Source organism: Mesorhizobium sp. M0983, assembly GCF_040318975.1.
Taxonomy (GTDB): Bacteria; Pseudomonadota; Alphaproteobacteria; order Rhizobiales; family Rhizobiaceae; genus Mesorhizobium.
In genome coordinates, this window is the sequence record NZ_JAMYNH010000007.1 from 315491 (window position 1) to 328491 (window position 13001).

A 13001-nucleotide genomic window follows, 5' to 3' on the forward strand; every position below is an offset into this window, starting at 1 on the left:
GAAATTTTGCCGCTCGCCGCTCGCCTGTCGCACCGCGCACGGCGCACGACCGGCCGAACCAAAGAAGAGGCGCGCTCCCTTGTTTCGCGCCGTATCCCCATCTAGCCTGCACTACTTTCAGTTGTGGGGATCGGGTATGAAACAGAATCAGGTTGGCACTCGGCGATCATTCGCAGGCAACGCATTGGCCATCGGGCTTTTGATGTCGAGCATATCTCTGGCAGGGTGCACTACAGTTTCGACTAGCGGCGCGGATGGATGGCTTACGAAGCGAACTGCTTACGGGGTTTCCGACGCAATGGCTAAGAAGGGCATGATGCCCGTAGCCGTCGACTGCCGGTTCGATAGAACAGATCCGGACAATGCGGCCTTTGGATCCAAGGTTACGTGGAAACCTGCCCCACCAAACTTCCTCTGGCAGTGGCATGTCGGCTATCCCGATTACGTTGCGACGAAGGAAGCTAGATCACGCGCAATGGGCCTCCATCGCGTGTTTTCGAAAAGGGTTCGTGATCAGGCAACGGGTCAAGTGGTTCAGTGTTCGATCTGGACGAATTGAAGCCGCTCGGCCTCGGCCCAAAAGGGAATCGATTCCGGCTTGGGGGTGACTACCGATAAACGCGATTATCGCTGGCGTCCGTCACAGCTGAAGAGGGAACCGATGGCAGAAGCTCAGCACATCACGAAGATCGTCGACGGCGTGGCAGCCTACGGCTCGGAGAAAGCGAAATGAGCCACCAAGCTGCAATAATGCGAGCACTTCTCGTTGGCATCCCTTTCCTGATTCTTATGGCGTTTCTGCTTTGGATGGCAAACCGCTCAAGGATCGTCATGGCAAACGCCGCGAAAGAGATCGCCAAAGAAATTCGGGAAAATACGGCAGCGGTGAAGGCTCTTAGCGAGCGTATCGACAAAATGAAGCGTTAGTCCAAAAGACCGATTTTCATGTGGCGATACCGGGCGCCGTCGAGCCACCGCATCCAATTGGCCGGTATAATTAGCGGTATCCCGGTCGACCGCTGCAGCTGAAAACAGTTGGGGAACAGTAGCTTCGGACCTCAGTCTTGGCTCGGCTTACCAGACATGCGGTTGTCGATATCAGTCAACTTGGTCAAGATGCCTTCTTGCGCCTGCACCATCGCTTGCTGAACGTGGATGAGTTTGAACGTGAGCCAGATAGAAACCCAAAGGCTTGCTGCGAGATAAATCAGCATCGGCATCCAGGAGATGAAGATCCCGAGCAGCGAGTTTTCCGATTCCATATTGCCCCCACATACGATGTTGCCGCGATATCCTTGCCGCCGGGCGTGCATGAACGCAAGCTACTGGCGCCAAGATCGATATCTCGTCCACCGCTGTCAGGCATTGCTGCTTCGGACCTGAAAAATGTTTTGCGCGGTGCGCTGGCGGTGCCCCGGACCTTTCCAAGGCAAGGCCCCTGAGGGGGTGGAAACTAATTTTCTGAAAACGTGAAAGAACTTTTGGTGGAGCCAATCGGAATCGAACCGACGACCTCTTGAATGCCATTCAAGCGCTCTCCCAACTGAGCTATGGCCCCACTCCGGCAGTTCGCCGGCGCCGTTTCCGGCGAAGAGATCCGGCGCGGGTTGAGACCGCGTCGTTAGTGCAGGCGGCTTCTAACCCCGCCTTCAGTCAATATCAAGCCTTCAAGAACCGCTTTTTCTAGGCAGCGCCGCGAAAGCCGGCGAATGCGGTTCGCTCAGACTTCGTCGTCGTCTTCGCCGACGCCGATCATGTCGGCAACGTCGTCGTCTTCTTCCTCCTCGTCGGCAAGGAACGTGTCATCCTCGTCATCGCCAAGGTCAACGTCGTCCTCGTCATCGCCGAGATCGGGAAGCTCGTCGGCCTTCGCGTCCTCGTCCGCCTCTTCGAGAGAGACGACCTCGACGCCCTCTTCCTCTTCGGCGTCCACTTCCTTCTCGGCAACTTCCTCTTCCTCCTCGAGGGCGGCTATCTTGCCTTCCTCGAAATAGGAGCGCGGATAGCTCTTGCCCGTGTAAGGCGAGACGATCGGGTCCTTGTTCAAGTCATAGAATTTTCGACCCGTCTCCGGGTCGATGCGTTTGGTGCCAAGTTCGGGTTTTGCCACAGCAAGCCTCGTCGATGAAAGTTTGGTCCCCTTAACCAGAGTTTACGGCGCTGTCAAAGCGAAAAGCCGGCGTCCCAAAAAGCTTGAATTCGAAGGCCTTCGTACCAAGGGGATGACCATCTCGATCCGCCATGATAGGAGACCGCGCAAACCACAAGAAAATGGCCGGCCGCCGGCGTTTCCAGGAAAGAACCATGTCGCACACTGCCGCCCCGAAGCAGGCCACCGCCCGAAAATCAGCTGGTCTTTCCGGCGCGGCACGGGTGCCGGGCGACAAGTCGATCTCGCACCGTTCCTTCATGTTTGGCGGGCTGGCCTCCGGCGAAACCCGCATCACCGGACTACTGGAAGGCGAGGACGTGATGCGTACGGGCGCTGCCATGAAGGCGATGGGCGCTCATATCGAGAAGCATGGCACTGAGTGGGTGATCCGCGGAACCGGCAATGGCGCGCTGCTGCAACCGGAGGGCCCGCTCGATTTCGGCAATGCCGGCACGGGCTCCCGCCTCACCATGGGCCTGGTCGGCACCTATGACATGGAAACCACCTTCATCGGCGACGCCTCGCTGTCCGGCCGGCCGATGGGCCGCGTGCTCGAACCGCTTCGCCAGATGGGCGTGCAGGTGCTGAAGGCGACACCCGGCGACCGCATGCCGATCACGCTGCGCGGGCCCAAGCACGCCGCGCCGATCACCTACCGCGTGCCGATGGCATCGGCACAGGTCAAGTCGGCGGTGCTGCTGGCGGGGCTGAACACGCCGGGCATCACCACCGTCATCGAGCCGGTGATGACGCGCGACCACACCGAAAAGATGCTCAAGGGATTCGGCGCCAATCTGTCGGTCGAGACCGACGAGCGCGGCGTGCGCCACATTTTCATCGAAGGCCAGGGCAAGCTCACCGGCCAGACCATCGCGGTGCCTGGCGACCCCTCCTCGGCCGGCTTTCCGCTGGTGGCGGCGCTGATCGTGCCGGGCTCGGACATCACCATCGAAAACGTGCTGATGAACCCGACGCGCACGGGCCTTCTTTTGACGCTGCAGGAAATGGGCGCCTGGATCGACATAATCGATCCGCGCAACGAAGGCGGCGAGGACGTCGCCGACCTGCGCGTACGCTATTCCGAACTGAAAGGCGTCACCGTGCCGCCCGAACGGGCGCCGACCATGATCGACGAGTATCCGGTGCTTGCCGTGGCGGCGAGCTTTGCCGAGGGCGAAACGCTGATGCTCGGGCTTGAAGAACTGCGGGTGAAGGAATCCGACCGGCTGTCGGCGGTCGCCAACGGGCTGAAGCTCAACGGCGTCGATTGCAGCGAGGGCGAGGCCACGCTGGCCGTGCGCGGAAAACCTGGCGGCAAGGGCCTCGGCCAACACCCCAACGGACAGGGCACCATCGTCCAGACCCATCTCGACCACCGCATAGCCATGAGTTTTCTGGTAATGGGGCTGGCGACGGAAAAGCCCGTGACCATCGATGATCAAGCGATGATCGCGACAAGTTTTCCGGAATTCATGGGCCTGATGAAGGGGCTCGGTGCGGCGATCGAGTGAGATACTTTTACGTTTATTGGAAACATAGCATACCGGAGGAGCCGTCCCATCTCTGGTATGAAGTTGCCGACGACAATTTCCAGAACCGGACTATAGAGTTCTATGCCGATGGCTCCGTGGGTTTTGCCATTCGCGGCGCTGCCCTCGACGGGTCGGAGGATATTGAGATCGGGGGCACCAGAAATTCCGTAGAAGGCTTTCCCGATCTCACAGAGATCAATTCCGACAATCAGTTCGAGGCCTCGGAGGTCAACGCGGTTGACTTCGAGCGCCGATGGAGTGAGGCACTTGCATCGAGGTTTCGAATGACGACAGGCTTCACCATCGCCATCGACGGCCCTGCAGGCGCTGGAAAGGGCACCCTTGCCCGACGGCTCGCCGATCACTACCGGCTAAACCTGCTCGACACCGGCCTCACCTATCGCGCGGTGGCGCATTCGCTGCTCCGGCTCGGCCTGCCGCTCGACAATGTCTCGGCCGCTGAAACCGCGGCTCGTCAGGTCGATCTGGCAAAGCTCGACCGCGCCGTGCTTTCGGCACACGCCGTCGGAGAGGCTGCCTCGAAAGTGGCTGTCATCCCGTCGGTGCGGCGCATCCTGGTCGACAAGCAGCGCGACTTTGCAAAAACCCCGCCGGGCGCGGTGCTCGACGGCCGCGACATCGGCACTGTCGTCTGTCCCGATGCCGACGTAAAACTCTATGTCACGGCCAGTGCCGAGGTGCGGGCAAAGCGGCGGCTGGACGAAATCGAGAGCATCGGCGGCACTGCCAATTTCGATGAAATCCTTGCCGATATCGTGCGTCGCGACGAGCGCGACATGGGCCGCATGGACTCGCCCTTGAAACCGGCAGCCGATGCGCACTTGCTCGACACGTCGGAAATGGCTATAGAAGCCGCGTTTCTGGCAGCTCGGGCGATCATCGATGACGTCCTGGCCAAGAGAAACGAAGCCTGAGCCGGGTTTTCCTGCCGCCGCCGATTGCCGGCGACAAAAAGAATTCCCATATCGGGCATGAACCAGCCTGCCAGCATTCTTCATGCGCCGGAATTGCCGCCCAAAGGCGGCCAGGGCTTTTTGCCCGGAACGCCGGCAGGCCAACGCAACGCTAACCCACGGCGCCCGCCCCGCGACAGATTGCGGGGCATTCCAGGAGAAACTATGTCAGTTGCAAATCCCACTCGCGATGATTTCGCGAGCCTGCTCGAAGAATCATTTTCCGCCGGCCATTCCGGCGAAGGCCAGGTCGTCAAGGGCATCATCACTGCCATTGAGAAGGACATGGCCATCATCGACGTCGGCCTCAAGGTCGAAGGCCGCGTGCCGCTGAAGGAATTTGGCGTCAAGGGTAAGGACACGACGCTCAAGGTCGGCGACACGGTCGAGGTCTATGTCGAGCGTATCGAGAACGCGCTTGGCGAAGCCATGCTGTCGCGTGAAAAGGCCCGCCGCGAAGAGAGCTGGGTCCGTCTCGAAGAGAAGTTCACCAAGGGCGAACGCGTCGAAGGCGTCATCTTCAACCAGGTCAAGGGCGGCTTCACCGTCGACCTCGACGGTGCCGTGGCTTTCCTGCCGCGCAGCCAGGTCGATATCCGCCCGATCCGCGACGTCTCGCCGCTGATGCACAACCCGCAGCCCTTCGAGATCCTCAAGATGGATCGCCGCCGCGGCAACATCGTGGTGTCGCGCCGCACCGTACTCGAGGAAAGCCGCGCCGAACAGCGTTCGGAAATCGTGCAGAACCTCGAAGAAGGCCAGGTGGTCGAAGGCGTCGTCAAGAACATCACCGACTATGGTGCGTTCGTCGACCTCGGCGGCATCGACGGCCTGCTGCACGTCACCGACATGGCATGGCGCCGCGTCAACCATCCGACCGAAATCCTCAATATCGGCCAGACGGTCAAGGTGCAGATCATCCGCATCAACCAGGAAACCCACCGCATCTCGCTCGGCATGAAGCAGCTCGAGAGCGATCCGTGGTCCGAGATCGGCACCAAGTTCCCGATCGGCAAGAAGATCAAGGGTACCGTTACCAACATCACCGACTACGGCGCATTCGTCGAGCTGGAGCCGGGCATCGAAGGCCTCATCCACGTTTCGGAAATGTCGTGGACCAAGAAGAACGTGCATCCCGGCAAGATCCTGTCGACGACGCAGGAAGTCGACGTGGTGGTGCTCGAAGTCGATCCGGCCAAGCGCCGCATCTCGCTCGGCCTCAAGCAGACGCTGGAGAACCCGTGGGAGGCCTTCGCGCGCAGCCATCCGGTCGGCAGCCAGGTTGAGGGCGAGGTCAAGAACAAGACCGAGTTCGGCCTGTTCATCGGCCTCGAAGGCGATGTCGACGGCATGGTCCACCTTTCCGACCTCGACTGGACCCGTCCGGGCGAGCAGGTGATCGAGGAGTACAATCGCGGCGACATGGTCAAGGCGCAGGTGCTCGACGTCGACATCGACAAGGAGCGCATCTCGCTCGGCATCAAGCAGCTGGCCAAGGACACGGTCGGCGAAGCGGCGACGTCAGGCGAACTGCGCAAGAACGCAGTCGTCACCTGCGAGGTTATCGGCGTGAAGGATGGCGGTCTGGAAGTGCGGCTGGTCGACAGCGGCATCGAGACCTTCATCAAGCGCTCCGACCTCAGCCGTGACCGCGACGAGCAGCGCCCCGAGCGCTTCACTGTCGGCCAGAAGGTCGACGCCCGCGTCATCGCCTTCGACAAGAAGACCCGCAAGCTGCAGGTCTCGATCAAGGCGCTGGAAATCGCCGAAGAGAAGGAAGCGGTCGCCCAGTACGGTTCGACTGACTCCGGCGCTTCGCTGGGCGACATCCTGGGTGCCGCGCTGAAGAAGCAGGGCAGCTAAGCCAACACTGCGCCTCGCGCAGGTTGTAAACGAAACAAAAAGCCCCGCCGGAGCGATCCGGCGGGGCTTTTTTTGCACCCGACCTGAATTTCAGGCCCTGCCGTAAAGCGGCACCAGCGTGCCGCTCATCGCCAGATTGGCCGGCGAAGCGAGGTAGGCAATGGCCTCCGCGGCTGCTTCCAAGCTGACCCATTTGCTGAAATCGGCGCCCGGCATGTCAGCCCGGGTGGCCGGCGTGTCTAGGGTCGAGGGCGCCACGGCGTTGACCAGTATGCCCTTGCCCTTCAGCTCTTCGGCCATCGCCACGGTCATCGCGGCGACCGCCGCCTTGGCGGCAGCGTAAGCCACCTTGCCGGAGCCGCGCCGCGGATCGAGCCCGGCTCGCGCGGTGACATTGACGATGCGGCCCGATACGGAAGATTCCAGCATCGAGCGTATCGCCGCGCGGCAGCACAGGAAGGTGGTGCGGGCGTTGGTGTCCATCATCTCGGCAAAGGAGGCGGGCTCGATCTTCTCGACCGGTGCGGCGGTGAAGCCGCCGGCCAGATGCACCGATGCCCACAAATCCGGAACGCTAGCATAGAAGGCATCGACCTTGGCAGCGTCGGCGAGGTCGACATTGTGCGCCAGCCTGACGCGGTCATGTGCCGGGAAGGGAAAATGGGCAGGCGCGGCAGCGTGGGCATTGGGCACATGGCAAATCGCGCCCTGCTCCAGCAGTTTCCCTACGACCGCGCCGCCAAGCGCCCCGGTGCCGCCGGTCACCACGATATGTCTGCCGTCCAGTGTTTCCGTCATATTCGACCGCTCCGTCGTTGCGCGCCGCCGATGCGGAAGGTCGCGCCTTTCGCGCGATCACTCAACCGAAATCTCGATGACGTAGGGTCGTCCAGCCGCCCGCGCCCGCCGTAGCGCGTCCGCCAAGCCGCCGGCGCCGGAAATCCGCTCGGCGGCAATGCCATAGGCTTCGGCCAATTTGCAGAAATCCGGCGGTGCCGGGGAGACGCCGACCGGCTCGACGCCGACATCGAGCATCGAGGTTTCGATCTCGCGGTAGCCGCGATTGTTCCAGACGGCGAAGATCACCGGCGCCGCCGCGTCGAGCGCGGCGCCCAGTTCCGGCAGGGTGAACTGGAAGCCGCCGTCGCCGGTGAGACAAACGACCGGCGCCTCAGGCCTGGCAAGGGCAGCACCGATCGCCGCCGGCGGGCCATAGCCGAGCGCGCCGAAGCCGGTAGCGGCGTTGAACCAGCCGCCCGGCCGGTCGTGATCGTAATAGAGGTTGGCGGCGTAGACCGGCTGGGTCGAATCGCCGACGATGATCGAGCCAGGCAGCGCATCACGGATCGTCTCGACGGCGCGCAATTGCGCCTGCATAGCTGGGCCAATCTCGGCAAAGGCCGCTTGCCGCGTCGCGGCCGCGCGAGCGGCGCCGTCGCCTGATTGCGCCTGGCCCATGCCGAGTTCGGCATGCAGCGCCTCGAGCGCTGCGCCACAATCGGCCTGGATCGAAATCCGGGCCGGCCGCCTGGTAAGTTGGTCGGCGCCGATGTCGATGCGGATCAGATTGGCGGGCAGGACAAAACCGCCGTCGCCATAGCCGTCATAATCGGTCGGACCGAATTCGGTACCGGCGGCGATGACCAGGTCGGCATCGGCCATCAGCGCACGCACCGCCTTCAGGCTGGGGCTGGCCGGCACGCCAAGCGGATGGCGATAGAGCAGGCCGCGCGCATTGGCGGTCTGGACGACCGGCGCTCCCAACCTCTCGGCCAGGCGCTGCAACGGCGCTTCGGCAGCTTTGGCGCCGCCGCCGGCCAGGATAAGCGGCCGGCGGGCGGCAGCGCAAAGCCTGGCTGCCTCAGCGATCACCGCGGCGCCCGGCTCGGGCGGGGCCGAATTCCGCAGCAGCGCCACGATGCCGGTGGCGGGCATGGTCATGACATCGGTCGGGATCTCGATATGCACTGGCCCCGGACGCGAGGATGAAAAAAGTGCAAAAGCGCGGGCGAGCACGCCGGGCAATTCGCCGGCCTCGGTGACACGGTGCGAAAACAGCGCCACCTTCTCCATCATGCCGCGCTGGTCCGGCAGTTCATGCAGATGGCCAAGGCCCTTGCCCAGCGTCGGCGTGGCGTTGACGCCCGAGATTACCAGCATCGGCACCGAATCGGCGCGCGCCTGGCCCATGGCGGTGATGGTGTTGGTCAGCCCCGGCCCGGTGATGACGAAGGCGACACCCGGCTTGCCGCTGGCGCGCGCATAGCCGTCAGCCATGAAGCCGGCGCCCTGCTCGTGGCGCGGCGTGACGTGACGGATCTTCGACCGCGCAAGCCCGCGGTAGAGCTCGACCGTGTGCACGCCGGGAATGCCGAAGACGGTGTCGACGCCGTGCGCTTCCAGCAAGGTGATGAGCGCTTCGCCGATCGTCGTCATTGTCTTAGCACCGGGCGCGTGAGGCAGGTTGGGCCGCCCTCGCAGGCAATGCACAGCGCATCGGCCTCGAATGTCGAGACCGTACAGCCGGCGGCCTGCATGGCAGCCGCCGTCTTCGGAAAACCGGCAACGGCGATAACCTGGCGCGGCGCGGTCGGCAGGACATTCAGGCTGAGCCCGCTCGAGGCGAAGAATTCGTCGGCGTCGCCCTCGACCAGGCGAATGCCATGCGCACGCAGCATCTGGTGGAAGGCGACCGGCAGGAGCGGCCCATAGACCAGCGCCAGATCGTCGGCGAGCGGGCTGATCACCGACATCAGATGCAGGCAGGCGTCCTGGCCTTGCCAGAGCGGCAGGTCGAAGCCATAGACCTGGATGCCTTTGGGTGAAAGCAGATTGGAGAGCTGCTGGATGCCGTGCTGATTGGTGCGTACGCCGCGGCCGACCGCCAGTGTGTTTGCATCCATCCACACGCAGTCGCCGCCCTCGACCTGGCCGGGAGTCTCGATACGGCCGAGGACAGGTATGCCCATGCGCCCATAAGCTGCCTCGTGCAGGCCGGGCTCGGGCCGGCGCAGCGCCTTGCCCATGGCAAGGATGACCGCGCCATGGTCGGTCATCAGCGAGGGATCGTGGGTAAAGACAGAATCGGCAAGCCCGTCATCGGCGTCGCTCAGCCATTCGATCTCGGCGCCTGAGCCGGAAATCAGCCCGGCCAGCGCTTCATGCTGGGCCGCCGCTTTTTGCGGATCGAAGCCGGGACCGTAGTGCCATTCCAGTGCTTCGGCCCGATGCATGGCGCTGGCGGCGGAGCGCATCAGCAGGCGCTGCAGCGGCCCGGCCATCGACTGCGACCCGTATGCTTTGCCCACTAAATTCTCCTGAAACGCGCTCCCTCCTGCCAATAGCCACTCGGCAGGCCGTGATCAATGGTCCAAAAACTGCGGTTGACGGAGGCAAGCGGAACGGTCCATCTTGAGAATCGGAACGCTGTCCAGTGACGGGTAATGGGTAATAAATTCCAGCAAGGACTGCCTCGGCTGCTCCGCGGGGCACCGCGACGATGACAGCGCCGGCCACCGCCCTGAAGCATACGGTGCAGAACGGCGCCGCCGAAGCCATCCACGTCGAGAACCTGCACAAGAATTTCGGCAAGCTGCACGTATTGAAGGGCGTTTCGCTGTCGGCGCGCGATGGCGAGGTGATCGCCATCATCGGCGGCAGCGGCTCGGGCAAGTCGACGCTGCTGCGCTGCATCAATTGCCTGGAGAACCCGACCAGCGGCATCATCCGCGTCAATGGCGAAGAGATAAAGCTGAAGGCCGACAGCCACGGCCACACGGTGCCCGCCGACCGCAAGCAGATCGAACGCATCCGCTCCAAGCTCGGCATGGTCTTCCAGAACTTCAATCTTTGGAGCCACATGACGTTGATCGAGAACGTCATCGAGGTTCCCGTGCATGTGCTCGGCGTCAAGCGCGATGTAGCGATCGGCGAGGCGGAAAAGCTGCTCGCCCGCGTCGGCCTGGCCGAAAAACGCGACGTCTACCCCGTCTATCTGTCGGGCGGCCAACAGCAGCGCGCAGCGATAGCCAGGGCGCTGGCCATCAATCCGCGCGTCATGCTGTTCGATGAGCCGACCTCGGCGCTCGACCCGGAGTTGGTCGGCGAAGTGCTGAAGGTGATCGGCGACCTGGCGCGCGAAGGCCGCACCATGGTGCTGGTCACGCATGAGATGAAGTTTGCCCGCGAGGTGGCGACGCATGTCGTCTATCTCCATAACGGGCTGGTCGAGGAAGAAGGGCCGCCGGAACAGATCTTCGGCGCACCAAAATCCGAAAGGCTGAAGCAGTTTCTGCGCAATGTTGGATGACTTGCGAGAAAAGCAGACGGGAACGTCAAAACCAAAAAACGGGAGAACTGAAAAATGAAACCTTTTCTCAAAACGGCGCTCGCGGCCACGCTGATCGCATTGTCGGGCGCATTTTCGGCAAGCGCCGAACAGATCAAGGTGGGTTTTTCGCCGGAAGCCTATCCGCCGTTTTACTCGCAGGATGCTTCCGGCAAGTGGGGTGGCTGGGAAGTCGACATTGTCAACGCCATTTGCGGCGAAGCCAAGCTGGATTGCGCATTGACGCCAGTCCCGTGGGACGGCCTCATCCCGGCGCTTAAAACCAAGAAGATCGATGCGATCATGAATTCGATGTCCATTACCGACGAGCGCAAGAAGGAAATCGACTTCTCCGACAAATACTATAACACGCCGACTGCGGTGATCGGCGCCAAGGATCAGAAATTCGATGCGACGCCAGAGGGGCTGAAAGCCAAGATAGTCGGCGTTCAGGCGTCTACGGTGCACGCCGCCTACGCCAAGAAGCACTTCACCGACGCTGCGGAAATCAAGGAATACCAGACGCAGGACGAGGCAAATCAGGATCTCGCCGCCGGCCGGATCGATGCCACTCAGGCCGATTCGATCGCGCTCGACGCGTTTTTGAAGTCGGACCAAGGCAAGGCGTGCTGCGACCTCAAGGGTTATGTCGCGCCGGACCTTGAAGTGCTCGGGCCGGGCGTCGGCGCCGGCATGCGCCAAGGCGACACCGAGCTCAAGGACAAGATCAATGCCGCCATCAAGGCCATTCGGGCCAATGGCAAATATGCCGAAATCACCAAGAAGTACTTCGATTTCGACATCTACGGCGAAGCGTCGCAGTCCAACTGACGGCAACGGCGTCAAGCCGGGCATGCCTAGCCGCCGTCGTCGCGGTGGGCATGTCCGGCTTGACGCATCATTGGCGCCTCAACCCGCAAGTCCAGGGGACATAAGCTGAGCGACGTTCTCGCCACCATGTTCGGAGCCAGTTCGCTGGAATTGCTGTCCTTCGAACCGCCGAACGGCAGGGGTCTCAGCCTTCTGCATGGGCTGGCAAACTCCGTCGGAATTGCTTTCGGTTCCTTTGGGGTTGGTCTTTTGATCGGCGTCGGCGGCGCCTATGGCAAGCTCTATGGCGGGCCGGTGGTCCGTGACCTGCTGGAAGTTTACACCACAGTGGTCCGCGCCGTGCCCGAGCTGGTGCTGATCCTGCTGCTTTATTTCGCTGGTACCGACCTCATCAACCAGTTGCTTACCGCGCTCGGCTATGCCGCGATCGACATCAACGGGGTTGTCGCCGGCATAGGCGTGCTCGGGGTCGTGCAGGGCGCCTACTCCACCGAAGTCTTGCGCGGCGCAATCCGCGCCGTTCCGCAAGGCCAGATCGAAGCCGCGCGGGCCTATGGAATGCCTCCCGGCCTGCTTCTCAGGCGTATAACGCTGCCGGCGATGCTGCCCTTCGCCATTCCGGGGCTGGCAAATTTGTGGCTGATCGCCACCAAGGACACCGCGCTTCTCGCGATCGTCGGCGTCAATGAACTGACCCAAACCACACGGACGGCAGCCGGCGCGACGAAGGCTTATTTCACCTTCTTCATGGCGGCGGGCGCGCTTTATCTCGTTCTGACCCTCGTCTCCAACGTCGTCATCGGGCGGGTTGAGCGCTGGGCGCGACGCGGCATGCCGTCGATCGCGGGATCGCACTGATGGCGACCGAAACCCCGGTCATTGACGCCGCCGCACGGGCCTCGCTCTGGATGCAGCCACACCGCATAGCTCTGATCCTGATCGCGCTGGTTGTCGTACTGGCATCGATTTTCCTCATGCGCTGGGATTGGCTTCCCACCTATCTGCCGCTGGCTTTGCAAGGCATATGGCGGACCATCTGGCTGCTTGTGGTAACGTCGGCTCTGGGCATCGCGCTCGCCATCCCCCTCGGCCTGGCGCAGGTGATCGGCCCGCCGATCTTGAGCGTGCCGGCCAAGGTGTTCTGCACGATTGTTCGCGGCACGCCGCTGCTGCTCCAGCTCTGGCTGCTCTACTACGGACTGGGTTCGCTGTTTCCGCAATTTCCGTGGATACGCGAGTCGTTCCTCTGGCCCATTCTAAGGCAGGCATGGCCCTACGCCGTTCTTTCTCTGACGAGCTCATGTCTCTTGTAGGCGGATGCG

The 13001-nt window shown here is 62.4% G+C and carries 12 protein-coding genes, 1 tRNA gene and 2 pseudogenes; 9 read left to right on the forward strand and 6 right to left on the reverse strand.

Features of this window, described 5'->3' with window-relative positions; translation table 11 throughout:
- The first annotated feature begins 729 nt into the window (after positions 1–729).
- Positions 730–927, forward strand: coding sequence for a hypothetical protein (locus NKH71_RS16200; protein WP_031193688.1), 198 nt, complete (start codon positions 730–732; stop codon positions 925–927).
- Positions 928–1058: 131 nt separating this feature from the next.
- Here NKH71_RS16200 and NKH71_RS16205 read toward each other — a convergent pair whose 3' ends face one another.
- The 3 genes from NKH71_RS16205 to NKH71_RS16215 all read right to left on the reverse strand — a co-directional run bounded on the left by NKH71_RS16205 (position 1059) and on the right by NKH71_RS16215 (position 2110).
- Positions 1059–1262, reverse strand: coding sequence for a hypothetical protein (locus NKH71_RS16205; RefSeq protein ID WP_352548929.1), 204 nt, complete (start codon positions 1260–1262; stop codon positions 1059–1061).
- Positions 1263–1482: 220 nt separating this feature from the next.
- Positions 1483–1558, reverse strand: a tRNA-Ala gene (locus NKH71_RS16210).
- 162 nt (positions 1559–1720) lie between these two features.
- The gene (locus NKH71_RS16215) at positions 1721–2110 is read right to left on the reverse strand and encodes a TIGR02300 family protein (RefSeq protein ID WP_023676282.1); all 390 of its coding nucleotides are present in this window, start codon (positions 2108–2110) and stop codon (positions 1721–1723) included.
- A gap of 194 nt (positions 2111–2304) precedes the next feature.
- On the opposite strand from NKH71_RS16215, the gene aroA reads away from it, so the two are divergent.
- The 4 genes and pseudogenes from aroA (at position 2305) to rpsA (ending at position 6521) form a co-directional block, all read left to right on the forward strand.
- Entirely contained in the window at positions 2305–3663 is a 1359-nt protein-coding gene (aroA, locus tag NKH71_RS16220; RefSeq protein ID WP_352548931.1) for a 3-phosphoshikimate 1-carboxyvinyltransferase, read from the forward strand.
- A pseudogene (locus NKH71_RS16225) lies at positions 3660–3938 on the forward strand (DUF6881 domain-containing protein); the annotation flags it as partial. The gene aroA and the pseudogene NKH71_RS16225, both read left to right, overlap by 4 nt.
- A gap of 30 nt (positions 3939–3968) precedes the next feature.
- Positions 3969–4619: a (d)CMP kinase gene (gene cmk, locus NKH71_RS16230; protein WP_023718022.1), complete on the forward strand. Its 651-nt coding sequence runs from the start codon at positions 3969–3971 to the stop codon at positions 4617–4619.
- A 204-nt stretch (positions 4620–4823) separates the two neighbouring features.
- Positions 4824–6521 (forward strand): 30S ribosomal protein S1, encoded by a 1698-nt coding sequence (gene rpsA / locus NKH71_RS16235; RefSeq protein WP_023676278.1) that lies wholly within the window; start codon positions 4824–4826, stop codon positions 6519–6521.
- A 90-nt stretch (positions 6522–6611) separates the two neighbouring features.
- On the opposite strand, the gene NKH71_RS16240 is transcribed toward rpsA, so the two are convergent.
- Genes NKH71_RS16240 through NKH71_RS16250 form a run of 3 tightly spaced genes read right to left on the reverse strand, consistent with a single transcriptional unit; the run spans position 6612 to position 9802 of the window.
- Positions 6612–7319, reverse strand: coding sequence for an SDR family NAD(P)-dependent oxidoreductase (locus NKH71_RS16240; protein ID WP_023718023.1), 708 nt, complete (start codon positions 7317–7319; stop codon positions 6612–6614).
- Positions 7320–7376: 57 nt separating this feature from the next.
- Positions 7377–8957 (reverse strand): 5-guanidino-2-oxopentanoate decarboxylase, encoded by a 1581-nt coding sequence (locus NKH71_RS16245; protein ID WP_023718024.1) that lies wholly within the window; start codon positions 8955–8957, stop codon positions 7377–7379.
- Positions 8954–9802, reverse strand: a complete 849-nt coding sequence (locus NKH71_RS16250; protein ID WP_352895163.1) for a dimethylarginine dimethylaminohydrolase family protein — start codon at positions 9800–9802, stop codon at positions 8954–8956. Before NKH71_RS16250 ends, NKH71_RS16245 begins: the two co-directional genes overlap by 4 nt.
- 218 nt (positions 9803–10020) lie before the next feature.
- On the opposite strand from NKH71_RS16250, the gene NKH71_RS16255 reads away from it, so the two are divergent.
- From NKH71_RS16255 to NKH71_RS16270, 4 genes and pseudogenes are all read left to right on the forward strand, one after another.
- Positions 10021–10830 carry an ABC transporter ATP-binding protein gene (locus tag NKH71_RS16255; RefSeq protein ID WP_352483948.1) on the forward strand — a complete coding sequence of 270 codons (810 nt, stop codon included), beginning with the start codon at positions 10021–10023 and terminating at the stop codon, positions 10828–10830.
- A gap of 54 nt (positions 10831–10884) precedes the next feature.
- Complete coding sequence (locus NKH71_RS16260) at positions 10885–11679, forward strand: transporter substrate-binding domain-containing protein (protein ID WP_352483947.1); 795 nt, start codon at positions 10885–10887, stop codon at positions 11677–11679.
- 126 nt (positions 11680–11805) lie between these two features.
- On the forward strand, positions 11806–12537 hold the full coding sequence (locus tag NKH71_RS16265; protein WP_036244431.1) for an ABC transporter permease: 732 nt from the start codon (positions 11806–11808) through the stop codon (positions 12535–12537).
- Positions 12537–12980, forward strand: a pseudogene (locus tag NKH71_RS16270) (ABC transporter permease subunit); the annotation flags it as partial. The gene NKH71_RS16265 and the pseudogene NKH71_RS16270, both read left to right, overlap by 1 nt.
- Between the last annotated feature and the right edge of the window lie 21 nt (positions 12981–13001).

Excerpts from the sequence above, each read along its gene's own strand:
- NKH71_RS16260 (WP_352483947.1), top strand. The coding sequence starts at position 10,885 with ATGAAACCTTTTCTCAAAACGGCGCTCGCGGCCACGCTGATCGCATTG.
- NKH71_RS16265 (WP_036244431.1), top strand. The coding sequence starts at position 11,806 with ATGTTCGGAGCCAGTTCGCTGGAATTGCTGTCCTTCGAACCGCCGAAC.
- NKH71_RS16205 (WP_352548929.1), bottom strand. The coding sequence starts at position 1,262 with ATGGAATCGGAAAACTCGCTGCTCGGGATCTTCATCTCCTGGATGCCG.
- aroA (WP_352548931.1), top strand. The coding sequence starts at position 2,305 with ATGTCGCACACTGCCGCCCCGAAGCAGGCCACCGCCCGAAAATCAGCT.
- NKH71_RS16255 (WP_352483948.1), top strand. The coding sequence starts at position 10,021 with ATGACAGCGCCGGCCACCGCCCTGAAGCATACGGTGCAGAACGGCGCC.
- cmk (WP_023718022.1), top strand. The coding sequence starts at position 3,969 with ATGACGACAGGCTTCACCATCGCCATCGACGGCCCTGCAGGCGCTGGA.
- NKH71_RS16200 (WP_031193688.1), top strand. The coding sequence starts at position 730 with ATGAGCCACCAAGCTGCAATAATGCGAGCACTTCTCGTTGGCATCCCT.
- NKH71_RS16245 (WP_023718024.1), bottom strand. The coding sequence starts at position 8,957 with ATGACGACGATCGGCGAAGCGCTCATCACCTTGCTGGAAGCGCACGGC.
- NKH71_RS16240 (WP_023718023.1), bottom strand. The coding sequence starts at position 7,319 with ATGACGGAAACACTGGACGGCAGACATATCGTGGTGACCGGCGGCACC.
- rpsA (WP_023676278.1), top strand. The coding sequence starts at position 4,824 with ATGTCAGTTGCAAATCCCACTCGCGATGATTTCGCGAGCCTGCTCGAA.
- NKH71_RS16250 (WP_352895163.1), bottom strand. The coding sequence starts at position 9,802 with ATGGCCGGGCCGCTGCAGCGCCTGCTGATGCGCTCCGCCGCCAGCGCC.